The organism is Streptomyces sp. RLA012, from assembly GCF_056270325.1.
This window is the reverse complement of the sequence record NZ_JBWDPA010000002.1, coordinates 7,430,281-7,453,087: the sequence shown is the minus strand read 5'-3', so window position 1 is coordinate 7,453,087 and position 22,807 is coordinate 7,430,281. Positions and strand designations below refer to the sequence as shown.

19 protein-coding genes are annotated in these 22,807 nt (G+C 71.1%); 14 read left to right on the top strand and 5 right to left on the bottom strand.

Features of this window, described 5'->3' with window-relative positions:
* Positions 1-67: 67 nt before the first annotated feature.
* From RV986_RS34210 to RV986_RS34170, 9 genes are all read left to right on the top strand, one after another.
* A complete protein-coding gene (locus RV986_RS34210) occupies positions 68-1,279 on the top strand; it encodes an ROK family transcriptional regulator (RefSeq protein WP_475921069.1) in 1,212 nt (403 codons plus the stop codon).
* Between the two features lie 72 nt (positions 1,280-1,351).
* Positions 1,352-2,689 carry an ABC transporter substrate-binding protein gene (locus RV986_RS34205; protein ID WP_475921068.1) on the top strand — a complete coding sequence of 446 codons (1,338 nt, stop codon included), beginning with the start codon at positions 1,352-1,354 and terminating at the stop codon, positions 2,687-2,689.
* Positions 2,690-2,704: 15 nt separating this feature from the next.
* The gene (locus RV986_RS34200; protein WP_475921067.1) at positions 2,705-3,646 is read left to right on the top strand and encodes a carbohydrate ABC transporter permease; all 942 of its coding nucleotides are present in this window, start codon (positions 2,705-2,707) and stop codon (positions 3,644-3,646) included.
* Between the two features lie 2 nt (positions 3,647-3,648).
* The gene (locus RV986_RS34195; RefSeq protein WP_475921066.1) at positions 3,649-4,560 is read left to right on the top strand and encodes a carbohydrate ABC transporter permease; all 912 of its coding nucleotides are present in this window, start codon (positions 3,649-3,651) and stop codon (positions 4,558-4,560) included.
* 5 nt (positions 4,561-4,565) lie between these two features.
* Positions 4,566-5,831 carry a 6-phospho-beta-glucosidase gene (locus RV986_RS34190; RefSeq protein ID WP_475921065.1) on the top strand — a complete coding sequence of 422 codons (1,266 nt, stop codon included), beginning with the start codon at positions 4,566-4,568 and terminating at the stop codon, positions 5,829-5,831.
* Positions 5,828-6,841: an N-acetylglucosamine kinase gene (locus RV986_RS34185; protein ID WP_475921064.1), complete on the top strand. Its 1,014-nt coding sequence runs from the start codon at positions 5,828-5,830 to the stop codon at positions 6,839-6,841. Before RV986_RS34190 ends, RV986_RS34185 begins: the two co-directional genes overlap by 4 nt.
* Before the next feature lie 312 nt (positions 6,842-7,153).
* Positions 7,154-8,593, top strand: coding sequence for a hypothetical protein (locus RV986_RS34180; protein WP_475924535.1), 1,440 nt, complete (start codon positions 7,154-7,156; stop codon positions 8,591-8,593).
* 29 nt (positions 8,594-8,622) lie between these two features.
* Entirely contained in the window at positions 8,623-9,639 is a 1,017-nt protein-coding gene (locus RV986_RS34175; protein WP_475921063.1) for a glutamate ABC transporter substrate-binding protein, read from the top strand.
* Positions 9,640-9,741: 102 nt separating this feature from the next.
* On the top strand, positions 9,742-11,067 hold the full coding sequence (locus tag RV986_RS34170; protein ID WP_475921062.1) for a hypothetical protein: 1,326 nt from the start codon (positions 9,742-9,744) through the stop codon (positions 11,065-11,067).
* Positions 11,068-11,091: 24 nt separating this feature from the next.
* Here the strand turns inward: RV986_RS34170 and RV986_RS34165 are convergent, their stop codons facing one another.
* A complete protein-coding gene (locus RV986_RS34165; protein ID WP_475921061.1) occupies positions 11,092-11,388 on the bottom strand; it encodes a hypothetical protein in 297 nt (98 codons plus the stop codon).
* 16 nt (positions 11,389-11,404) lie between these two features.
* Here RV986_RS34165 and RV986_RS34160 point away from each other — a divergent pair, with 16 nt between their 5' ends.
* From RV986_RS34160 to RV986_RS34145, 4 genes are all read left to right on the top strand, one after another.
* Positions 11,405-13,636, top strand: coding sequence for a serine/threonine-protein kinase (locus tag RV986_RS34160; protein WP_475921060.1), 2,232 nt, complete (start codon positions 11,405-11,407; stop codon positions 13,634-13,636).
* 147 nt (positions 13,637-13,783) lie between these two features.
* Positions 13,784-15,190, top strand: coding sequence for a PP2C family protein-serine/threonine phosphatase (locus RV986_RS34155; protein ID WP_475924534.1), 1,407 nt, complete (start codon positions 13,784-13,786; stop codon positions 15,188-15,190).
* A gap of 116 nt (positions 15,191-15,306) precedes the next feature.
* Positions 15,307-16,653 (top strand): vWA domain-containing protein, encoded by a 1,347-nt coding sequence (locus tag RV986_RS34150; protein ID WP_475921059.1) that lies wholly within the window; start codon positions 15,307-15,309, stop codon positions 16,651-16,653.
* Positions 16,654-16,726: 73 nt separating this feature from the next.
* On the top strand, positions 16,727-18,124 hold the full coding sequence (locus RV986_RS34145; protein ID WP_475921058.1) for an FHA domain-containing protein: 1,398 nt from the start codon (positions 16,727-16,729) through the stop codon (positions 18,122-18,124).
* A gap of 63 nt (positions 18,125-18,187) precedes the next feature.
* Here the strand turns inward: RV986_RS34145 and RV986_RS34140 are convergent, their stop codons facing one another.
* Complete coding sequence (locus tag RV986_RS34140) at positions 18,188-19,171, bottom strand: methyltransferase domain-containing protein (RefSeq protein ID WP_475921057.1); 984 nt, start codon at positions 19,169-19,171, stop codon at positions 18,188-18,190.
* A 110-nt stretch (positions 19,172-19,281) separates the two neighbouring features.
* Here RV986_RS34140 and RV986_RS34135 point away from each other — a divergent pair, with 110 nt between their 5' ends.
* On the top strand, positions 19,282-19,695 hold the full coding sequence (locus tag RV986_RS34135) for a globin (RefSeq protein ID WP_475921056.1): 414 nt from the start codon (positions 19,282-19,284) through the stop codon (positions 19,693-19,695).
* A 63-nt stretch (positions 19,696-19,758) separates the two neighbouring features.
* Here RV986_RS34135 and RV986_RS34130 read toward each other — a convergent pair whose 3' ends face one another.
* From RV986_RS34130 to ettA, 3 genes are read right to left on the bottom strand one after another with little or no spacing between them, the layout of a single operon-like run.
* Positions 19,759-20,460, bottom strand: a complete 702-nt coding sequence (locus RV986_RS34130; protein WP_475921055.1) for a DUF8185 domain-containing protein — start codon at positions 20,458-20,460, stop codon at positions 19,759-19,761.
* A complete protein-coding gene (locus RV986_RS34125; RefSeq protein ID WP_475921054.1) occupies positions 20,457-20,867 on the bottom strand; it encodes an acyl-CoA thioesterase in 411 nt (136 codons plus the stop codon). Before RV986_RS34125 ends, RV986_RS34130 begins: the two co-directional genes overlap by 4 nt.
* Positions 20,868-20,873: 6 nt before the next feature.
* Positions 20,874-22,538: an energy-dependent translational throttle protein EttA gene (gene ettA / locus RV986_RS34120; RefSeq protein ID WP_475921053.1), complete on the bottom strand. Its 1,665-nt coding sequence runs from the start codon at positions 22,536-22,538 to the stop codon at positions 20,874-20,876.
* Between the last annotated feature and the right edge of the window lie 269 nt (positions 22,539-22,807).

Below are 22,807 nucleotides of genomic sequence, written 5' to 3'. Positions count from 1 at the left end.
CCACCCCGGTGGACTTCCCAGCAGCCACGCTGAGAAGCTGGACAGTCGAAAGGCAGGTGTCGAGACCATGGCAGGATCCGCCGGTACGCCGGGCACCCCGCGCGTCCTGCGCGCCATGAACGACCGCGCCGCCCTCGATCTGCTGCTGGCGCACGGACCCCTCTCGCGCACCCGGATCGGAAAGCTCACCGGGCTGTCCAAGCCCACCGCCTCACAGCTCCTCGCCCGGCTGGAAGCCGCCGGGCTCGTGCTCGCCACCGGTACGAGCGAGGGGCGCCCGGGCCCCAACGCCCAGCTGTACGCCGTCAATCCGGGCGCGGCGTACGCGGCGGGCCTGGACGTCACCCCCGAGCGCGTCCTCGCCGCCGTCGCCGATGTCACCGGGCGGACGGTGGGCGAGTACGAACTGCTCACCCCCGGGCGCCGCCCCGCACGGCCCGTCGTACGCCAGGTCACCGACGCCCTCGACGGCGCCGTGAAGGCGGCGGGGCTGTCCAGGGACGACGTCCACCGGCTGGTCATCGGCACACCCGGTGCCTTCGACCCCAACACCGGGCGGCTGCGGTACGCCTCCCACCTGCCCGGCTGGCACAGCCCCAGCCTCCTCGACGAACTCGCGGCAGCGCTGCCCATGCCGGTCGAGTACGAGAACGACGTCAACCTGGTCGCCATCGCCGAACAGCGGCTGGGCGCGGCACAGGGGCACGAGGACTTCGTACTGCTGTGGAACGAAGGGGGACTCGGTGCCGCCCTCGTCCTCGGCGGCCGGCTGCACCGCGGCTGGACCGGCGGCGCGGGCGAGGTCGGCTTCCTGCCGGTGCCCGGCGCGCCCCTCGTACGCCAGGTGACCAAGGCCAACAGCGGTGGCTACCAGGAGCTCGCCGGCTCCCAGGCCATCCCCGGACTCGCCCGCGAACTGGGCGTCCAGCCGGTGCCGACCGGACCGTACACCGAGGTGGCCGCCGCCCTCGTCGAGCAGGCCGCCCGCATCAACGAGGGGCCGCACCTGCGGCTCCTGGAGACGTACGCGACCGGGCTCGCCACCGGTCTCGCCTCACTCGTCTCCGTGCTCGACCCCGAACTCGTCGTGCTCAGCGGTGCCTCGCTCACCGCCGGCGGCGAACCGCTGCGCGCCCTGGTGCAGGCCGAGCTGGAGGAGCTGGCCGCCTCGCGACCGCGCCTCGTGGTCGGCGACGTACACGAACACCCCGTGCTGCGCGGCGCGTTGGAGAGCGCGCTGGCGGCCACCCGCGACGAGGTCTTCGACACCTCCCGCTGAGTCCCACCCCTCGACAGCCTCCCCCGTCCCGCGCACACCACCGCCCCTGCCCTGCCTTAGGGAGACCCCGCCATGCCCGGAACATCCAGGAAAGTCGCCACTGCTCTCGCCGCCTCCGCCTCCCTCGCCCTGCTCACCACCGCCTGCACCGGCCAGTCGTCCTCGGGCGCGAGCGACGACGCCTCCAAGAACACGACGATCAACTTCTGGCACGCCTGGAGCGCGCCCGGCGAGGTCGCGGCCGTGAAGTCCCTGATCGCCGGCTTCGAGAAGACGCACCCCAACATCCACGTCGACATCGTCGCCAACATGACCGACGACAAGATCAACCAGGCGCTGCGCTCCGGCGGCGACAAGGCCCCCGACGTGATCTCCTCGTTCACCACCAACAACGTGGGCAAGTTCTGCTCCTCCGACGCGCTCGTCGATCTCAACCCGTTCTTCAAGAAGGCGGACATCGACCCGGCGACGACCTTCCCGAAGGCGATGAACGAGTACACCCAGTTCGACGGGGACCGCTGTACGGTGCCGCTGCTCGGTGACGCGTACGGGCTCTACTACAACAAGAACGAATTCAAGAAGGCCGGGATCTCCGGTCCCCCGAAGACCTGGTCCGAATTCGAGGCGGACGCCAAGAAGCTCACCGTCTCCAAGGGCGACTCGTACTCCCAGTTGGGCTTCATGCCGAACTACCACGGCTGGGAGTCGACGACCGAGCACTACTTCGGGCAGTTCTCGCCGACGTACTTCGACAGCAGCGGCAAGTCGAACATCGCCAAGGACCCCGCTTTCGCCGCCGGATTCACCCTCCAGAAGAAGCTCGTCGACGAACTCGGCGGCTTCCAGAAGCTGGAGAAGTACCGCTCCAAGCTGGGCGACGAATGGGGCCCCAAGCACCCCTTCCACACCGGCCAGGTCGCCATGCAGCTGGACGGCGAGTGGCGGCTCGGCATGGCCGAGGACGCCAAGCCGGACTTCGAGATCGGCGTCGCCCCGCTGCCGGTCCCCGACGACCAGGCCGACCAGTACGGCAAGGGCTACATCACCGGCACCATCGCGGGCATCGCGGCCACCAGCAAGAAGCAGAACGCGGCCTGGGAACTGGTCAAATACATGACCACGGACACGGACGCGGTGGTCGGCTTCGCCAATGCCATCCACAACGTCCCGTCCACGCTCGCGGCACTCAAGTCCCCGAATCTGAAGTACGACCCGCGCTTCAAGACGTTCCTGGACATCGCCTCGAACCCGAACTCGACGACGTCTCCCGCGTCCATCAACGGCGGTACGTACCTGGTGACGCTCCAGCAGTTGGGATACGACTACGAGAGCGGCAAGGCGAAGGATCTGAAGGCGGGTCTGGAAAGCACCGCCGAGCAGATCGACACGGACATCGCGCAGGCGAAGTAGCAGACGGACACGGACATGAGCACCGTCACCCTGGCTTCGAAGCGCCGCCGCTCGGCACTGCGCACCCTCGCCTTCATGTCACCCTGGCTGATCGGCTTCACGGTCTTCTTCGCCTATCCGCTGATCTCGACCGTCTATTTCTCCTTCATGCACTACGACGGCTTCAAACCGCCGACGTGGACCGGGACGAAGAACTGGACGTACGTCTTCGAGCACTACCCGCTGTTCTGGCCCGCGCTGCGCAACACCCTGTGGCTGGTGCTGGTCATGGTCAGCCTGCGGGTCGTCTTCGGACTCGGCATCGGCCTGCTGATCACGAAGATCAAGACGGCCACGGGCGTCTTCCGCACCCTCTTCTACCTCCCCTACCTCGCGCCGCCCGTCGCCGCCACGATGGCCTTCGCCTTCCTCCTCAACCCCGGTACGGGGCCGGTCAACTCGATCCTGGAGAAGGTCGGCATCCCGGCCCCCGGCTGGTTCAACGACCCCAGCTGGTCCAAGCCCGCCCTCACCCTGCTCGCCCTGTGGGGCATCGGCGACCTGATGGTCATCTTCATGGCCGCGCTGCTCGACGTACCGACGGAGCAGTACGAGGCGGCGGAGCTGGACGGCGCCTCGGCGTGGCAGCGGTTCCGGTTCGTCACGCTGCCGAACATCTCGCCGATCGTGATGTTCGCCGTGGTCACCGGAGTGATCCAGACCATGCAGTACTACACCCAGCCACTCATCGCCGGGAAGGTCGCGTCGGGTGTCATCCAGGGCGCCGGTACGCAGTTCGAGCCCGGCTACCCCGACAAGTCGACGCTCACCCTGCCGCAGCTGGTCTACAACCTCGGCTTCCAGCGCTTCGACTACGGCTCCGCCTGTGTGGTCGCGCTCGTGCTGTTCGCCCTGTCCATGGTGTTCACCGCGTTCCTGATGCGGCGCCGGGGCGGTCTCATCCAGGCAGGTGAATGACCATGACACAGACACCCACCACCCAGGTGCTGGACCGGCCGGCGCAGTCACGGCCCCAGGCCGTCACCCCCGCCGAGCGCACCGCCCGCCGCAGGACGCTCCTGGAGTGGGTCGCGATCCACTCCCTCGGCGTCGCGGCCGCCCTCTTCTTCGTCCTGCCCTTCGTCTTCGTCTTCCTCACCTCCCTCATGAGCGACTCGCAGGCGCTCAGCCGCGACCTGATCCCGCACACCTGGGAGTGGGGCAACTACCGCAGGGTCTTCGACACCCCCGGCTTCCTGACCTGGTGGAAGAACACCCTGCTGTACGCGGGCGCGGGCACCGCCCTGACGGTCGTCTCCTCCATCCCCGTCGCGTACGCGCTCGCCAAGTTCCGCTTCCGGGGCCGGAACCTCTCGCTGATGCTGGTCATCTCGATGATGATGCTGCCGCCGCAGGTCGTCATCATCCCGATGTACCTCTTCTGGGCGAAACAGCTGGACCTGTCCGGAACCCTCTGGCCGCTGATCATCCCGATGGCCTTCGGCGACGCGTTCTCCATCTTCCTGCTCCGCCAGTTCCTGATGACCATCCCGAACGAGTATCTCGACGCGGCGAAGGTCGACGGCTGCGGGGACCTGAAGACACTGCTGAAGGTCGTCCTGCCGATGGCGCGTCCCGGGATCGCCGCCGTGGCCCTGTTCCAGTTCTTCTACGCCTGGAACGACTACTTCGGCCCGCAGATCTACGCGTCCGAGAATCCCGGCGCCTGGACCCTCTCCTACGGTCTGGAGTCGTTCAAGGGCGCCCACCACACCGACTGGAACCTCACCATGGCCGCGACCGTGCTGGTCATGGCGCCCGTGATCCTCGTGTTCTTCTTCGCACAGAAGGCGTTCGTCGAGGGCGTCACGCTCACCGGAGTGAAGGGTTGACACACATGAAACTCACCGTGGTCGGCGGAGGGTCGACCTACACCCCCGAACTCATCGACGGCTTCGCCCGGTTGAGGGACACCCTGCCCGTCGAGGAGCTGGTCCTCGTCGACCCGGCCGCCGACCGCCTGGAGCTGGTGGGCGGCCTGGCCCGACGCATCTTCGCCAAGCAGGGGCACCCCGGCCGGATCGTGACGACCTCCGACCTGGACGCGGGCGTCGAGGGCGCCGACGCCGTACTCCTCCAGCTGCGCGTCGGCGGCCAGGCGGCCCGCCGGCAGGACGAGACCTGGCCGCTGGAGTGCGGCTGCGTCGGCCAGGAGACCACGGGCGCGGGCGGCCTGGCGAAGGCGCTGCGCACGGTGCCGGTGGTGCTGGACATCGCCGAGCGGGTCCGCCGCACCAACCCCGAGGCCTGGATCATCGACTTCACCAACCCGGTCGGGATCGTCACCCGCGCGCTGCTGCAGGCCGGGCACAGGACGGTCGGGCTCTGCAACGTGGCGATCGGATTCCAGCGCAAGTTCGCCGGAATGCTGGGAGTCACACCCGCGGACGTCCATCTGGACCACGTGGGCCTCAACCACCTCAGCTGGGAAACCGGTGTACGCCTCGGCGGCCCCGAGGGCGACAACGCCCTCCCGAAACTGCTCGCCGAACACGGCGACGCGATCGCCGACGACCTGCACCTGCCCCGCACCCTCGTGGACCGCCTGGGCGTGGTCCCCTCCTACTACCTGCGCTACTACTACGCGCACGACGAGGTCGTACGAGAGCTGCGCACCAAGCCCTCGCGGGCCGAGGAGGTCGCCGCGATGGAGCGGGAGCTGCTGGAGATGTACGGCGATCCGGCACTCGACGAGAAGCCGGAGCTGCTCGCCAAGCGGGGCGGCGCGTACTACTCCGAGGCAGCCGTCGATCTCGCGGCCGCGCTGCTCGGCGGGGGCGGCAGCCCCTACCAGGTGGTGAACACGTACAACAAGGGCACGCTGCCCTTCCTCCCGGACGACGCCGTGATCGAGGTGCAGGCGGCGGTCGGTTCGCAGGGCCCGGCACCGCTGCCGGTGCCACCGGTCGATCCCCTGTACGCGGGGCTGATGGCGGCCGTGACGTCGTACGAGGACCTGGCCCTGGAGGCCGCGCTGCGCGGGGGTCGCGACCGGGTCTTCCGGGCCCTGCTGGCCCACCCCCTCATCGGCCAGTACGCGTACGCCGACACCCTCACCGACCAGCTGATCGCGCACAACCGGGAGCACCTCGCGTGGGCATGACCTCATCGGGATCCGGCGTCGGGACGGCCGCCGGATCCGGCCCCGCGGGTCTGGTGCTCGCCATCGACGCGGGGAACAGCAAGACCGACGCCGCGGTGGTGTCCGTGGACGGGCGGGTGATCGGCACGGGGCGCGGCGGGGGTTTCCGGCCGCCGACGGTCGGGGTGGAGCGGGCCGTGGACGCCCTGGCCGAGGCGGTCAGCGGGGCCTTCGCCGAAGCGGGCGTCGGCTCCGTGGCCCATGTCTCCGCCTGTCTCGCCAACGCCGATCTCCCCGTGGAGGAGGAACAGCTGGCGGCCGCGCTGCACGCGCGCGCGTGGGGCACGAGTGTGGAGGTGCGCAACGACACGTTCGCGATCCTGCGTGCCGGGATAGCGGAGCCGCGCGGGGTCGCCGTCGTGTGCGGCGCCGGCATCAACTGCGTCGGGATGCGGCCCGACGGACGCACCGCCCGCTTCCCGGCGCTCGGCCGTGTCTCCGGGGACTGGGGCGGCGGCTGGGGCCTGGCGGAGGAGGCCCTGTGGCACGCGGCCCGCGCCGAGGACGGCCGGGGCGGGCCCACCGCCCTGTCCCGCACCCTGCCCGCGCACTTCGGGCTGTCCTCCATGTACGCCCTGATCGAGGCGCTGCACCTGGAGTATGTCGAGCCCGGCCGCCGGTACGAGCTCACGCCCGTGCTGTTCGCCACGGCGGCGGACGGGGACGAGGTCGCTCGCGCTCTGGTGGACCGGCTCGCGGCGGAGGTCGTCGCCATGGCCACGGTCGCGCTGACCCGGCTGGACCTGCTGTCCGAGGAGACCCCGGTCCTCCTGGGCGGCGGCGTCCTGACCGCCCGCCATCCCCAACTCGACGACCGCATCCGCGAACTCCTGGCGGCGCAGGCCCCCAAGGCGGTCCCCTCGGTGGTCGCCGCACGTCCGGTCCTGGGAGCCGCACTCCTGGGCCTGGACCACGTACAGGCCCCGCCCGAATTCCACACCCACGTACGCGCGTTCTACGAGGCCCCCTGAACAACTCCCCTCGCCCCCACCCGAAAGGGAACCGAACACATACCGAACGCGTATTGATGGTCAGGGGGCGGCGCGAAGCGTCGAGCGTGGTGCTGCCGTCCGAACGGGCCACCGCGGCACAAAGGGTGGACGGCAATCCGAACAAGATCCAGTCAAGGCCTGTGCGGATGTCAGTCCCGGCGGCGATACTTGCGGCCGTGCACCTCTCTTCGTGCTCCCGCACACGCGGGGAGGTGACCGACGGATGACCATGGGGGAGGTCAAGTGACACACCCGCCGAAAGGCAGCCCGGCGCCACCGGCCACGCCCACGATGCCGGCCGTCCCGCCACAATCCGGAGCGACGGCCCCGCCGTCCACGGGGACGGGGGCGATGACGGGGCCGCAGTCCGGACCTCCCGTGCCGCCCGACAGACCCACCCCGCTCCCCCGCCGCACCGCCTGGTCGGAAGGCGTGGACCGGCTGCGCATCGCGGCGACGACGGAACCCGGCCGGCTGCGCATCGTCGGCGCCGTCCTCGCCCTCCTGGTCGTCGCCTTCGGCGCGGTCACCGCCTGGCAGATGACGGAACGTTCGACCGCCGCGGACGACGTGCTGCACAGCAGCCAGCCGCTGAGCGCGGGCGCGGCGGACATCTACCGTTCGCTCGCGGACGCCAACACCGCGGCCTCCAGCGGCTTCCTCGCCGGCGGCCAGGAGACCGCGGACTCCCGCGACCGGTACGAGAAGGACATCAGGACGGCGGCGCAGGGCCTCATCACGGCCGCCGCCAACTCCGACCCGGGTTCCCCGTCGGCCGACACCATCACCAAGCTCAACCAGCTGCTGCCGGAGTACAAGGGCCTGATCGAGCGGGCCCGCGCCAACAACCGGCTGGGCTACCCGCTCGGCGGCGCCTATCTGCGGTACGCGAACGAGAAGATGCAGAAGCAGATGCTCCCCGCGGCCGAGGACCTCTACAAGCGGGAGAACGCGCGGCTGAGCGCCGACTACGCCGACGCGAAGCCCTACCCCTGGGCCGCGATCAGCCTCGGTGTGCTGGCGCTCGGCGGTCTCGTCTGGGCCCAGCGGCGCCATTACCTTCGTACCAACCGGGTGTTGAACCAGGGACTGGTCGCCGCCACCACCGCCTCCGCGGTGGTGCTGCTCTGGCTCGTCGTCGGCCACAGCGTCGCCCGCGCGGGGCTGAACTCCTCGTACGACCACGGGGTGCGCTCACTGAACGTGCTGCACGACGCCCGGATCGCCTCCCTGAAGGCGCGCGGCAACGAGAACCTGACGCTGGTCAGCCGTGGCGCGGAGACCAAGGCGCTGGCCGACGGCACCTCCGTGGACCTCTACGACTACGACTTCCAGCAGGACATGAAGACCCTGACCAAGGGCCTGGCCGTGGCCGAGGGCCTCGCCGACGACACGGCGGGCACCAAGCCCGTCGAGGCCGCGACCGCCAACATGAAGGAGTGGAAGTCCCGCCACCAGGAGGCCCGCGCGGCCGACGACGCGGGTGACTACCAGGGCGCCCTGGACAAGGTGATCGGCGCCAAGGCCGACAAGCCGACCGGTGAGTGCTTCGACAGCGTCGACGCCAACCTGGAGACGGCGCTGGGGCACGAGGAGAGCGAGTTCAAGCAGGCGGCCGGCAACGGCCGGGACGCGATGAGCGGGCTCCCGGCGGGCGCGGCCGTCCTCGCGGTGCTGGCCGCCGCGGGCGCGCTGCTGGGCATCGGGCGCAGGCTTTCGGAGTACCGATGAAGGGGGGAGCGGTGAAAGGGGGCACAGCGATGATCGCACGACGTCTGAGGGCAAGCCTGAGGGGCTGGGGCGGCGTGGGCGCGATGGCCCTCGCCCTGGTCGTCACCGCGGTCTTCGCCTTCCTGCTGCCACTCAGCAGCGCCCGCGGGGACGGCAGCACGGGCACCGGCGGGCAGGGCGTGGGCCGGGGCATCCAGGCGAAGGCCGACACGTGCACCGACCCGCAGGACCAGAGCCCCGCCCCGTCCGGTGACGAGAGCGGCAAGACGATCTCGGCCATCAAAGAGCGCGGCTATCTGTCGGTCGGTGTGGACCAGAGCAGCTACCGCTGGGGCTACCGCGATCCGAACAACACGGCGAAGAGCAGCGACCTGGAGGGCTTCGACATCGATCTCGCGCACGAGATCGCGAAGGAGATCCTCGGCGACCCGACCGCCGTCCGCTTCCACGCCATCCCCACCAACCAGCGCATCCCCGCGATCAAGTCCGGCCAGGTCGACATGGTGGTGCGGACCATGACGATCACCTGCAAGCGCCTTGAGGAAGTCGCCTTCTCCGCCCCCTACTTCATGACCGGCCAGCAGGTGCTGGCGCCCAAGACCTCGGGCATCAAGGGCTACGACAAGACGCTGGCGGGCAAGCGGATCTGCTCGGCGACGGGCTCCACCGCCCACGACAAGCTGACGGCCGACAAGAAGGCGGGCGCGCTCGTCTCCTCGGCCGACATCTCCCTCACGGTCCCCAACCAACTCGACTGTCTGGTACGGCTGCAGCTCGGCCAGGCCGACGCCGTGGTGACCGACGGCGCGCTCGCCGCGAGCCAGGCGGCGCAGGATCCGACGGTCGAGCTGAAGGGCAGGACCTTCACCGAGGACTACTACGGCGTGGCGATGAAGTTGGGCACCGACGATCTGGTACGCCGGGTCAACCAGGTGCTCGTGGACTACCGCAAGGGCGGCTGGCAGGCCTCGTACACCAAGTGGCTGTCCGCGACCCTGAAGGCGGACTCCCCGTCGGCGACCCCGCCCACGGCGCACTACAAGTGACGGAAACCCGATGAACCCCGTACCCCCGTAACCCCATAACCCCGTAACCCCGTAACACGGACAACGCAACCACTGAGCATGACCGAGAGCGAGAGGTGATCGATGGGCGTCACGGGACCCCCCGGGCCGGTGATGGACCGGGACGAGGTGGACCGTGCGCTGGCGCGGCTCGGCGCGGAGCACGAGGCCATCGAGACCTCGCTCCTCGCCCTGCAGGACCACGCGGGCCGCAGACTCCTCGAAGGCGCCGAGCTCACGGGCACGACCAAGGAACGCTGGTCGCGCGCGGAGGCGTCGATCACGCTGCTGTGGGCGTACTTCGACGCGTACACGGACGCGATGCGCTCCGCCCGCGACATCCGTTCGCGGCGGCGCTGGTCGAGCCGTGAGGACCTGGTCGAGCTGACCGAGCTGCTGCGCGGCACGGGCATCACGGTCGCCGGGTCGACCACCGCCGCGGCGAACGCGCCGACGCTCTCCGGGACCGGCAGGCTCAGCGAGCAGTTCTCGCTGGCCGCGCTGGTGGACCGGATGAACGAGCTGTACGCGTCCTCGCTCGACATGGTCGTCGCCTCGGACGCCGTGTGGTCCGCGCTGCCCGCACGGATCGATTTACTGGCCGCGGAGCTCCAGCGCACCCGCCAGCTCGCGCACTCCGTGGGCGTACGCCCCGGCGAGCACCCCTCGGGCGACGACCTGGAGCGGATCACCCGGACGCTGACCACCCTGCGCGAGCGCGTCATCTCCGACCCGCTGGCCTTCTGGGTGCCCGCGCAGGGAAGTTCGGCGCCCGGCGGCGGACGTCCGGACACGACGACGTACGACCGCGAGGCGCGCGCCCTGGAGGACGTGCGCCGGGAGATCGACGCGGTGCTCACCGTCCGGCAGGACGCGGAGGCACGGCTCGTACGGCTGCGGGACGTGCTCAGCCGCGCCGACCGCACGCTCGCCGAGGCGCGCAGCGCCCGCGGTGAGGTGCTGGCGAAGATCGCCGCGTCCGAGGTGCCGGCCGTCAGCGGCCCGCCGACGGTGTTGCAGGAGCAGCTGGCGGCCGCCGCGGAGTACCGCAGACACGCCCAGTGGCACCGTCTCTCCCCGCTCCTGGAGGCGCTGGAGGAGAAGGCCGAGGACGAGCTGCTGCGCGCCCGCGAGTCGTTGACGGCGGTGACCGCGCCGCTGGCGGTCCGCGCGGAGCTGCGCGGCCGCCTCGACGCGTACAAGGCGAAGGTGGCCCGGCACGGCCTCGCGGAGGACCCTTTCCTCATCGAGCGCTATGACGCGGCCCGCCGCATGCTGTGGAGCGCGCCCTGCGATCTGCGGGTGGCGGAGGAGGCGGTGCTGCGCTATCAGCGGGCCGCCGCCGATCTGCTCAGCCCGCGGGTACCCGAGCAGGGCGGGCCCAGTGACCGTAGGGGGCCCCACGCGTGAGCGTTGAAGGTGGTGCAGTGTGAGTCAGGAGCAGAAGTGCCAGCGGCCCGGTTGCTCGGGGTCGTACGAGGACATGGGCGGCGGCGAGCTGTACTGCGACACGTGCGGGCTCGCGCCGGTCGTCTCGGCTGGGGGTCCCCCCTCTGGGGGAGGGATGGTGGGCTCGCCGCCGACCGGCCTCACCACGGGCGGCAAGGGCTCGCGCGGCTCCAGCAGCAGCTCGCGGGCGAGTTCCCGCGGCTCCAGCTCCCGTCCGTCCTCGCGCTCCGCCCAGTCGCGGCGCTCGGTCTCCGGGCGGCTGTCCCGCTCGGTGTCCGGCACGTCGACGGGCCGCTCGGTGTCGGTGCGCAGCTCGGGTTCGACCGCCTCCTCCAGCGGGCGCGGGCGGCTCGGCGCCGGTCTGGTGCAGGTGCCGGACGTGCCACGGCCCGACCCGCGCGAGATGGTCCTGGAGAACCCGGAGGTGCCCGAGCGCAAGCGGTTCTGCTCGCGCTCCGACTGCGGGGCCCCGGTGGGGCGTTCGCGCGGCGAGCGGGCCGGGCGCACCGAGGGGTTCTGCACCAAGTGCGGCCACCCGTACTCGTTCGTGCCCAAGCTGCAGACGGGCGACATCGTGCACGGCCAGTACGAGGTGGTGGGCTGTCTCGCGCACGGCGGGCTCGGCTGGGTCTACCTCGCCGTCGACCGCGCGGTCTCCGACCGCTGGGTGGTCCTCAAGGGCCTGCTCGACACGGGTGACCAGGACGCGATGGCCGCCGCGATCTCCGAGCGGCGCTTCCTCGCCGAGATCGAGCACGCCAACATCGTGCGGATCTACAACTTCGTGGAGCACCTGGACCAGCGGACGGGCTCGCTGGACGGGTACATCGTCATGGAGTACGTCGGCGGAAAGTCCCTCAAGGAGATCGCCAACGGACGACGGACGACGGACGGGAAGCGCGATCCGCTGCCGGTGGAGCAGGCCTGCGCGTACGGCATCGAGGCCCTGGAGGCGCTCGGGCACCTGCACAGCCGCAATCTGCTCTACTGCGACTTCAAGGTCGACAACGCGATCCAGACCGAGGACCAGCTCAAGCTGATCGACATGGGCGCGGTGCGCAGGATGGACGACGAGGAGTCGGCCATCTACGGCACGGTGGGCTACCAGGCTCCGGAGGTGGCGGAGGTCGGTCCGTCGGTGGCGAGCGACCTCTACACGGTCGCCCGCACACTGGCCGTGCTGACCTTCGACTTCCAGGGGTACACGAACGTCTTCGTGGACTCCCTGCCCGACCCCGACAACATCGACGTCTTCCGGACGTACGAGTCGTTCTACCGGCTGCTCGTCCGCGCCACCGACCCCGACCCGGCACGCCGGTTCGCCTCCGCGCAGGAGATGGCCGAGCAGCTGACGGGGGTGCTCAGAGAGGTCGTGTCCCTCCAGACGGGGCGGGCGCGCCCGGCGCTGTCCACCCTGTTCGGACCCGAGATCAAGGTCACGGACACGGAGCTGTTCGGGCGGCTGGACGGGGACGTGTCACGCCTGGGGGCGCGGGTGGTACCCGTACGGGGGAAGAAGGCCGCCTCCGCGCCGCCGGCCGGCGCGAACGGCGCGCGGCCGCTCCTCACCGCCCCGGCCACCCTGGTCAAGTCGCTGAACGCCGCCGCCACCGCGCTCGCGCTGCCCGTCCCCCGGGTGGATCCGGGCGACCCCAACGCCGGTTTCCTGGCGGGGCTCATGGCGTCCGCGCCCGCGGAGCTGATCACGGCGCTGCAGGCGGCGCCCACCGGCTCCCTGGAGCTGCGGCTGCGCGAGTTGCGGGCCCGGCTGGAGATGGGCGAACTGAGTGGTGCGAGCGGGGCCCTCGACGCGCTGGAGACGGATCACCCCGACGACTGGCGGGTGGTCTGGTACCGGGGCGTCGCGGCGCTGGCGACCGGGGAGCGGGAGGTCGCGGCGCTGTCCTTCGACGCGATCTACGACGCCTTCCCGGGCGAGCCCGCGCCGAAGCTGGCCCTCGGCCTGTGCGCGGAGGAGCTCGGGCAGCTGGACAACGCCGCCGAGTACTACCGGCTGGTGTGGACGACCGACCCCAGCTATGTGAGCTCGGCGTTCGGCCTGGCCCGCGTCCAGCTCGCGGCGGGCGACCGCCGTGGCGCCGTACGCACCCTGGAATCCGTACCGGAGTCGTCGATCCACTACACGGCGGCGCGGGTCGCGGCCGTGCGGGCGCGGCTGCGGCAGCGGCTGGCCGAGGAGGCCGCGGCCGCGGCGTTCCTGGACGATCTGACCGCCGCCGCGGGGCAGGTCGAGGCGCTCGACGGATACGGTCTGGACGCGGTGCGACGCGAGCAGTTGTCGACGGAAGTCCTTGGCTGCGCCCTGGACTGGGTACTCTCCGGTAGCCAGGGATCCGCTCCGCACTCGGGGGGCGGTCGTGTGCTGCTCGGCAGTGAACTGGACGAGCGCGGTCTCCGCTTCGGTCTGGAGCGCTCGTACCGCACGCTGGCCCGGCTCGCGCGGGGCGGCGAGGAGAGGATCGACCTGGTGGAACGTGCCAATCGTTACCGCCCCCGGACGTGGGTGTGATTGATGTCCCAGATGCCCCAGCCGACGGCCCTTTCGCGGTGCCCCAGTTGCGAGGAGCCCTTGGAGGCGGGTGACCGTTTCTGCGGCGCGTGCGGTTATGACCTGTCGGCGGTGCCCGCACCGCCGGCGGACCAGCCCACGATCACCATGAACGGCACGTCCGCGCGGCCTCCCGCGGCCGCCGCGGCCACGGACTGGCCCCTCGCACCGGAGCCGGCGACCGCCGACACACCCGCGCCGGTGCACCGGGCCGCGGACATCCAGGGCCTGGATTCCGGCGGCTCGGAACTCCCGCACCCGGAAACGGAATCCGTGGAGGCCCACCGACCGGGCATGCGCCCTTCGGGCGTCCAGCCCTCGGGTGGACAGCCCGCAGGCGTACAGCCGTCCGGCGTCCAGCCTTCAGGTGGACACCCTGCCGGTGGACAGCCCTCGGGCGTTCAGCCTTCCGGTGGACAACCTGCGGGCGTTCAGCCTGCCGGTGGACAGCCCGCGGGCGTGCAGCCGTCCGGTGTGCGGTTCGACCGGCCCTCGGAGCCCGACGAGTATCCGCTGGCTCCGCCGGCCGGAGCGCCCGCCGGGCATCTCGCCGATCCGCGCACCGCCGAGCTCACCCCGCCCGCCACGCCACCCGCCGGCACCAAGCTGTGCGTCGCCTGCCGCTCCGGCAGCGTGGACAGCGACGGCTACTGCGAGAACTGCGGGCACGCCCAGCCGCGCGAACGCGATCACATGGAGCAGGAGTTGGGCGCGGTGGCCGCGGTCAGCGACCGGGGCCTGCGCCACCACCGCAACGAGGACGCGTTCACCATCTCCTCGACCGCGCTGCCGGACGGCTCCCCCGCGGTCGTGGCGATCGTCTGCGACGGTGTCTCCTCGGCGACCCGCCCCGACGAGGCCTCGCTCGCCGCGTCGCGCGCGGCGGGCGAAGCCCTGCTGGCGGCCCTGCCGCTCGGCACCCATCCGCAACAGGCCATGCACGACGCGATCATCGTCGCCGCCGAGGCCGTCAACTCGCTGGCCGAGGCGCCCCCCGCGCAGGAGGAGCACGCCCCGCACCAGAACGCGCCCGCCTGCACCCTCGTCGGCGCCGTCATCACCCCCACCCTGCTGATCGTCGGCTGGGTGGGCGACAGCCGCGCCTACTGGGTGCCGGTGGACCGCAGCGCACCGCCCGCCCGGCTCACCGAGGACGACTCCTGGGCCGCGCAGATGGTCGCCGCGGGCCTGATGAACGAGGCACAGGCGTACGCCGACGAGCGCGCCCACGCCATCACCGGCTGGCTCGGCGCGGACGCCTACGAACTGGAGCCGCACACCGCTTCCTTCAAGCCGGACCGCCCGGGTGTAGTGGTGGTGTGCACCGACGGCCTGTGGAACTACGCGGAGGCGGCCGAGGAGATGGCCGAGGTCGTGCCCCTCGACGCCGCCGAGCGCCCGCTGCACAGCGCCCAGGTGCTGGTCGGCCACGCCCTGGACGGCGGGGGCCACGACAACGTAACAGTGGCCGTCATGCCGTTCCCGGCACCCTCACAGGGGGCAGGATCGGCCTGAGGCCGCGAAGAACGCGAAACCCCGACAATGCAGTCGGCCTCGGACCGGAGGGGACCGGTCCGGACAAAGTCATCACCCCCGCAGTACCGGGGGGCCTTGAGGGGGACGAAGAAGGCATGGCCAATTTCTCGAAGTCGAACGTGCCGCAGTTCTCGGTCGACGTGTACCAGAACGAGTACCTGCCCGAGGGCGGCCGCGAGGTCAGCGCGATCGTCACGGTGAGCGCCACCGGCGGCGGCACCATCGGAAGCGCGGTCGGCGCGCCCCGCCTGTACGCGGCGGGGCAGGGCCCGGACGCCGCCGTGGCGATCATGGTCGACTGTTCCGGTTCGATGGACTATCCGCCGACCAAGATGCGCAACGCCCGCGAGGCCACCTCCGCCGCGATCGACACCCTGCGCGACGGCGTGCACTTCGCGGTGATCGGCGGCACACACGTCGCCAAGGAGGTCTACCCCGGCGGCGGGCGGCTCGCCGTCGCGGACGGGGGGACCCGCGCCCAGGCCAAGGAGGCGCTGCGCAGGCTGAGCGCGGGCGGCGGTACGGCGATCGGCACCTGGCTGCGCCTCGCCGACCGGCTGCTCTCCTCGGCCGAGGTGTCGATCCGGCACGGCATCCTGCTCACCGACGGCCGCAACGAACACGAGTCGCCGGAGGACCTGAAGGCCGCCCTCGACTCCTGCGCCGGACGTTTCACCTGTGACGCGCGTGGAGTGGGCACCGACTGGGAGGTCAAGGAGGTCACCGGGATCGCCTCCGCGCTGCTCGGCACCGCCGACATCGTCGCCGACCCGGCCACCCTGTCCGCCGACTTCACCCAGATGATGGAGACGGCCATGGGCAAGGGGGTCGCGGACGTGGCGCTGCGGCTGTGGACGCCGGTCGGCACCCGGATCAAGTTCGTCAAGCAAGTGGCCCCCACGGTCGAGGAACTGACCGACCGCCGCACCGAGGCGGGCCCGCGCGCCGGCGACTACCCCACCGGTTCCTGGGGCGACGAGTCCCGCGACTACCACGTGTGCGTCGAGGTGCCCTCGGCCGGTGTCGGCCAGGAGATGCTGGCCGCCCGGGTCTCGCTCGTCGTCCCGCAGGCCGACGGGAGCGTGCACAACCTCGGCGCGCAGGGGCTCGTCAAAGCGGTGTGGACCGACGACATGGTGGTCTCGACCCGCATCAACGCCCAGGTCGCGCACTACACAGGCCAGGCGGAACTGGCACAAGTCATCCAGCAGGGGCTGGACCTGCGCAAATCGGGGGATGTCGACGGGGCAACGGCCAAGCTGGGCCGGGCCGTTCAGCTCGCGAGCGCGTCGGGCAACGCCGATACTGCGAAACTGCTTGCGAAGGTGGTGGACGTGGTCGACGCCGCGGCAGGTACTGTGCGATTGAAGGCAAGGGTCGAAGAGGCCGATGAGATGACCCTTGAGACACGGTCCACAAAGACTGTTCGTGTAAAGAAGTAGCGAGCCCGGTTCCCGCGGGGAACTGGAGAAACCCGGCCATATCGGCCGGAAAAGGAGAGGGGGAAGCGCCGACATGCCGACCTGCCCGAACGGACACCAGTCGGGTTCCGACGACTGGTGCGAGGTCTGCGGTCACCGCATGGCCGGTGCCGTGCCTCCGCCCCCTCCCCCACCGCCGCCCGCGGCCGGTTACGGCTACCCGCCGCCCGGCTCGCCCCCGCCGTCCGGCCCCGGTGGACCCGGTGCCCCCGGTGGGCGCCCGCACCTCTCCGCCATGCCCAACCCCGAGCCGGAGCTCTGCCCGCAGTGCCGTACGCCCCGTGAGGGCGGTGCGCCGTTCTGCGAGGAGTGCCGGTGGAACTTCCTGACGAACACGGCGACCTCGTACACCCCGGCGGCGCCGCGTCCGCAGTCGCCCGCGCCCGGGCTGCCCAATCCGGCGCTGCGCTTCCAGCAGCCCCCGCCGGGGCAGCCGGGCGGTCCCGGTACCGGTGCCGGTCATGACCCGTTCGAGTACCAGAGCTCGCGGCCCTCGCAGATGAACCGTCCCGCCGAACCGATTCCGCCATACGGGCAGGATCCCTCCGGCTACCGCGGTGAACCGTCCGGCTACCGCGGTGAACCGTCCGGCTACCGTGGCGATCCGTCCGGCTTCGGCGACCCGTCCCGTCCGGGTGGCCCTCCCGGCCCCTCGGGTCCTTCCGGCCCGGGTGGCCCAGGTGGTCCCCCCGGCCCCTCGGGCTTCGGTGGCGACCCGTCGCGTCCGGTTCCGCCGCCGCCCGGGCCCACGCCCGGCGGCCCCGGCGCCCCGCAGGCCTTCACCCAGCAGCCGGCCGCGCCCGCGTTCCCGCAGCAGGGCCCGCCCGGACCCGGCGGCCCGCAGCACGGGGGCCCGTCCTTCGGCGGCGGTGACGACGACTGGGTGATCTCCCCGCCCTCGGGCGGTACACCCGGCGGCCGCCACGGCGGCATGGGCGGCCCCGGCACGAATCAGGGCGGCGGCTACGGCTATCCGCAGCCCGGCTCCACCCAGGCCCCGCCCGGCCCCGGCTACCAGCAACAGCCGCTGTCCTGGAGCGCGACGATCGGCCCCGACCGCGAGTACTTCATGGCGATGATGCAGCGCTCCGGCCCCGAGGCCGCGGGCCTGAACCTGCCCGCGTACTCCCCGGAGCAGCAGCGCCCGCTCACCGGCAACCAGATGACGATCGGCCGCCGCCGGCACTCCACCGGCGACACCCCCGACATCGACCTCTCGGTACCCCCGGAGGACCCGGGCGTCTCGCACCAGCACGCGGTCCTGGTCCAGCAGCCGGACGGCAGCTGGGCGGTCGTCGACCAGAACTCGACGAACGGCACCACGGTCAACGGCGGCGAGGAGCCCATCCAGCCCTTCGTGCCGATCCCGCTCCAGGACGGCGACCGGGTGCACGTCGGCGCCTGGACGACGATCACCATCCGACGCGGCTGACGACTGCCGGCTGCCCCGGGGGGACTACGCAGCGGCCAGGCCCGTACGGCCGCCCCTCGGGGACTACGGCAGCGGCCAGGCGTACGGCCCCTCGGCGTCGTCCAGCCATGCCCAGACGTCCGCGCCGCTGACCGTGACCCCGTACCGCTCGCGCACCGGCCGGTTCTCGCGCTCCCACAGCACATACGCCTCGTACGGATCGAGGCGGCCGGCCGTGAGGGTCAGCAGGAACCGCAGCAACTCGTCGCCGCGGGCCCGGCGCGGCAGCCCGCCCAGGTGCTGCGGCTCCGGATCCTCGGGCCGGGTCGCGCCGCGCAGGGGCACGAAATAGGCGGGCGTGTGCAGGAAGCGCCCTTCGGCGTGCCCGGCGTCCCGTACCCGCAGTGCGATCAGGCCGGTGGCCAGCGGCGCCAGGATGCGGGCGCCCGGGCGGCACTGGGGCAGCCAGGGGCTCGGGATCGAGGTCAGCGTGCAGGTCGCGATGATCCGGTCGAAGGGGGCTCGCTCGGGAACCCCACGGGTGCCGTCGCCGGTGACGACGGCCGGGTGGTACCCGGCCGTGGCCAGGTGCTGCCGTGCGGACTCGGTGATCTCCGGGTCGAGGTCGATGGTGGTCACCAGTCCCTCGCCGAGACGGTGGGCCAGCAGCGCCGCGTTGTAGCCGGTCCCGGCGCCGATCTCCAGGACGGCGTCCCCGTCGCGCACCTCCAGCTCGGTGAGCATCTTCGCCATCAGCGACGGCTGGCTGCTGGAGGAGACCAGCTCGCCGTCGCGCACCCGGGTGGCCAGCGGGGCGTCCGCGTACGCGCCGCGCAGCCAGCGCTCCCGGCTGCTCGGGTCGGGGTCCTCGCACCACACGCGCTCGAAGCCGCCCACGGAGCCGACGTAGTAGTACGGCACGAAGAGATGGCGTGGGACCTCCTCGAACGCCGCCCGCCAGACCGGGTCGGCGTGCCAGGCTCCGCTCCTGTCGATCTCGCGCACGAGAGCCGCCCGCGCCACTGAGGCGAGGTCGTCGAGATCGTGGTCGAGAGCGTGTGCGCTCATACCTCCACTGTGCGGCGGGACGGGCCGCGAGGCGAGCCCCGACCCGGCCGATCGGGTGCGGATCCTGCTTGGTCCTAAGCCTTGAGTCCTCGGCCACCCGGTCTGAGACCATGGGTGACGTGAACGAGATTCGGCGCGGCACGCTTCAGGAGCAGACCTTCTACGAGCAGGTCGGCGGCGAGGAGACCTTCCGGCGCCTCGTCCATCGTTTCTATGAGGGAGTGGCCGAGGACCCGCAGCTGCGAGCCATGTATCCGGAGGAAGACCTGGGCCCGGCCGAGGAGCGCTTCACGCTGTTCCTGATGCAGTACTGGGGCGGCCCGACGACGTACAGCGAGAACCGCGGTCACCCCCGGCTGCGGATGCGGCACGCCCCGTTCGCCGTCGACCAGGCGGCGCACGACGCCTGGCTCAGGCACATGCGGGTCGCCGTCGACGAGCTCGGCCTCTCCGCGGAGCACGAGCACACGCTGTGGAACTACCTGACGTACGCGGCGGCCTCGATGATCAACACGGCCGGTTGACGAGCACGGAGGGGTGATCGGGAGGCATCGGCGGGGGTGATGGGGAGGGGTTATCGGGGGCGGTCAGCGGACGCTGACGTCGAGCGCCCCGAGTCCCGCCCTGCGGACGGCGATCGACCCGTAGGGCGTACGCAGCCGCAGCCACGCCCCGGACGAGTACAGGCCCAGCGAGCCCAACGAGCCCGCGTCGGAGGGGCCTTGGGGTACCCGCGACCGCAGGAACCCCAACGACTGCGCCGCGTGCGCCGCCCGTACCGGAAGACCGGTGTCACCGACCGGCCGGGACCAGATCTCCCGCCCGATCCGGTCGAGTTCGGCGCGCGTACGGGCTTCGGGCGCCAACTCCCCCGTACGGGAACGGAATTCGGCGACCGCGGCGGCGACCATGGCCCGCACGGCGTCCGGCGCGGGCAGCCCCGGCTCCTGCCGCCAGCCTCCGCGGGGCGGCAGCACGCCCGCCCACGGTGGCCCGGTGACGGCCGTGGGAACACCGGCCGTGGCCGCCGGCTCGTCGATCGACTCCAGGAACTCACCCGCGGAGACGGTCACGTCGAGCATGACGTCGAGCCCGTCCTCGTACGGCTTGGCGAGCCGCGCCGTACGGATCGCCAGCACCTCGAAGGACGGCGGCCGACCGAAGACCGCGAGGGCGGTGCCGGACGCCTGGAGGCGTACGGCGGCCGCGCGGTCGTAGTGGATCAGCCGGGCGAGGAAGGCGGCGAGGTCCGCCGCCTCCCCGCCGTCGGCGAGGTGCAGGACGGTCATGCCGCGACGGCCTCGTCCACGTCGTCCCGGTACGACTCCAGGAACTCGCGCTCGTCGGCCGTGATCCGGCGCGGGCGCTGCTCGGCGAAGTCGAACGGCACGATCACCGTCGAGGCCGTGACGTAGACCTGGTCCGGGTCCTTGACCTCGTAGGCGATCGTGAACGACGCCGCTCGTATCTGCGTCACCCACAGTTCGATGTCCACCGGCGTGTGCCGGTGGACCAGCTGCCGCTTGTAGTCGATCTCATGGCGTGCCACCACGGACCCCTGCTTGAAGTCCTTCTCCGGGCGGAACAGGAAGTCGATACGGGCTTCCTCCAGATACCGGAGGAAGACCACGTTGTTGACGTGGCCGTACGCGTCCATGTCCGCCCAGCGCAGCGGGCAGCGGTAGAGGTGCCGCAAGATCGATCAGCCCCGGGTCAGCTTCTTGTAGGTGGCACGGTGCGGACGCGCGGCGTCCGCGCCGAGGCGCTCGATCTTGTTCTTCTCGTACGAGTCGAAGTTGCCCTCGAACCAGAACCACTTGGAGTTGCCCTCGTACGCGAGGATGTGCGTCGCGACCCGGTCCAGGAACCAGCGGTCGTGGGAGACGACCACCGCGGCACCCGGGAACTCCAGGAGCGCGTTCTCCAGGGAGGACAGCGTCTCCACGTCCAGGTCGTTGGTCGGCTCGTCGAGGAGCAGCAGGTTGCCGCCCTGCTTGAGGGTGAGCGCGAGGTTCAGACGGTTGCGCTCACCACCGGAGAGGACACCGGCCGGCTTCTGCTGGTCGGGACCCTTGAAGCCGAAGGCGGAGACGTAGGCGCGGGAAGGCATCTCGACCTGGCCCACGTTGATGTAGTCCAGCTCGTCACTGACGACGGCCCACAGCGACTTCTTCGGGTCGATGTTCTCGCGGCTCTGGTCGACGTAACTGATCTTGACGGTCTCGCCGACCTTGATGGTGCCGGAGTCCGGCGTCTCAAGTCCCTGGATCATCTTGAAGAGGGTGGTCTTGCCGGCGCCGTTCGGGCCGATGACCCCGACGATTCCGTTGCGCGGCAGCGTGAAGCTGAGATCGTCGATCAGAACCTTGTCGCCGAAGGCCTTCGAGAGGTTGTTGACCTCGACGACGATGGAGCCCAGACGCGGGCCCGGCGGGATCTGGATCTCCTCGAAGTCCAGCTTCCGCATCTTGTCGGCCTCGGCCGCCATCTCCTCGTAGCGGGACAGACGCGCCTTGGACTTGGCCTGCCGCCCCTTGGCGTTGGACCGCACCCACTCGAGCTCTTCCTTGAGCCGCTTGGCGCGCTTGGCATCCTTCTGACCCTCGACCTTGAGGCGGGAGGCCTTCTTGTCGAGGTACGTGGAGTAGTTGCCCTCGTAGGGGTGCGCGCGGCCGCGGTCGAGTTCGAGGATCCACTCGGCGACGTTGTCGAGGAAGTACCGGTCGTGGGTGACGGCGACGACGGTGCCCGCGTACTTCGCGAGGTGCTGCTCCAGCCACTGCACGGACTCGGCGTCCAGGTGGTTGGTGGGCTCGTCGAGCAGCAGCAGGTCGGGCGCCTCGATCAGCAGCTTGCACAGCGCGACGCGGCGGCGCTCACCACCGGAGAGGTTCGTGACCGGCCAGTCGCCGGGCGGGCAGCCCAGGGCGTCCATGGCCTGCTCCAGCTGAGCGTCCAGGTCCCACGCGTTGGCGTGGTCCAGGTCCTCCTGGAGCTTGCCCATCTCGTCCAGCAGCGCGTCCGAGTAGTCGGTCGCCATCAGCTCGGCGACCTCGTTGAAGCGCTTGAGCTTGCCCATGATCTCGGCGGCGCCGTCCTGGACGTTCTCCAGGACCGTCTTGGACTCGTCGAGCGGCGGCTCCTGGAGGAGCATGCCGACGGAGTAGCCGGGAGACAGGAACGCGTCACCGTTGGACGGCTGCTCAAGACCCGCCATGATCTTGAGAACGGTGGACTTACCGGCGCCGTTCGGCCCGACCACACCGATCTTCGCTCCGGGCAGGAAGCTCAGGGTGACGTCATCAAGAATCACCTTGTCGCCGTGCGCCTTGCGCGTCTTGCGCATGGTGTAAATGAACTCAGCCAAGAGAAACCGTCCGGACGCTTGAAATCGGCAGTGGGCAGATACACCCCATCTTGCCTGACCGCCACCCCTGGGGGGAAACCCGTTCAGCCAGGGGCCCCTGACCTGGCCGTTCACCGACCGCACCGGTAGCCGACCTGTCACTGGTCGTCGCCACCGGTCACTGCCGAGCGCCCTCGCACGGCCACGGGGCAACCCAGAGACGGCCCAGAGACGGCCCAGGGACGGCCCAGCGCGCGATCACTCAGGCCGGTCCCACTCGTCCGGCTTCA

What these genes read in the sequence shown, in the direction of transcription:
- RV986_RS34135 (WP_475921056.1), top strand. Translation starts at nt 19,282, where the DNA reads ATGGGTGACGTGAACGAGATTCGGCGCGGCACGCTTCAGGAGCAGACC.
- RV986_RS34155 (WP_475924534.1), top strand. Translation starts at nt 13,784, where the DNA reads ATGAACGGCACGTCCGCGCGGCCTCCCGCGGCCGCCGCGGCCACGGAC.
- RV986_RS34170 (WP_475921062.1), top strand. Translation starts at nt 9,742, where the DNA reads ATGGGCGTCACGGGACCCCCCGGGCCGGTGATGGACCGGGACGAGGTG.
- RV986_RS34150 (WP_475921059.1), top strand. Translation starts at nt 15,307, where the DNA reads ATGGCCAATTTCTCGAAGTCGAACGTGCCGCAGTTCTCGGTCGACGTG.
- RV986_RS34145 (WP_475921058.1), top strand. Translation starts at nt 16,727, where the DNA reads ATGCCGACCTGCCCGAACGGACACCAGTCGGGTTCCGACGACTGGTGC.
- RV986_RS34195 (WP_475921066.1), top strand. Translation starts at nt 3,649, where the DNA reads ATGACACAGACACCCACCACCCAGGTGCTGGACCGGCCGGCGCAGTCA.
- RV986_RS34140 (WP_475921057.1), bottom strand. Translation starts at nt 19,171, where the DNA reads ATGAGCGCACACGCTCTCGACCACGATCTCGACGACCTCGCCTCAGTG.
- RV986_RS34180 (WP_475924535.1), top strand. Translation starts at nt 7,154, where the DNA reads ATGCCGGCCGTCCCGCCACAATCCGGAGCGACGGCCCCGCCGTCCACG.
- RV986_RS34185 (WP_475921064.1), top strand. Translation starts at nt 5,828, where the DNA reads ATGACCTCATCGGGATCCGGCGTCGGGACGGCCGCCGGATCCGGCCCC.
- RV986_RS34210 (WP_475921069.1), top strand. Translation starts at nt 68, where the DNA reads ATGGCAGGATCCGCCGGTACGCCGGGCACCCCGCGCGTCCTGCGCGCC.
- RV986_RS34205 (WP_475921068.1), top strand. Translation starts at nt 1,352, where the DNA reads ATGCCCGGAACATCCAGGAAAGTCGCCACTGCTCTCGCCGCCTCCGCC.
- RV986_RS34200 (WP_475921067.1), top strand. Translation starts at nt 2,705, where the DNA reads ATGAGCACCGTCACCCTGGCTTCGAAGCGCCGCCGCTCGGCACTGCGC.
- RV986_RS34130 (WP_475921055.1), bottom strand. Translation starts at nt 20,460, where the DNA reads ATGACCGTCCTGCACCTCGCCGACGGCGGGGAGGCGGCGGACCTCGCC.
- RV986_RS34175 (WP_475921063.1), top strand. Translation starts at nt 8,623, where the DNA reads ATGATCGCACGACGTCTGAGGGCAAGCCTGAGGGGCTGGGGCGGCGTG.
- RV986_RS34190 (WP_475921065.1), top strand. Translation starts at nt 4,566, where the DNA reads ATGAAACTCACCGTGGTCGGCGGAGGGTCGACCTACACCCCCGAACTC.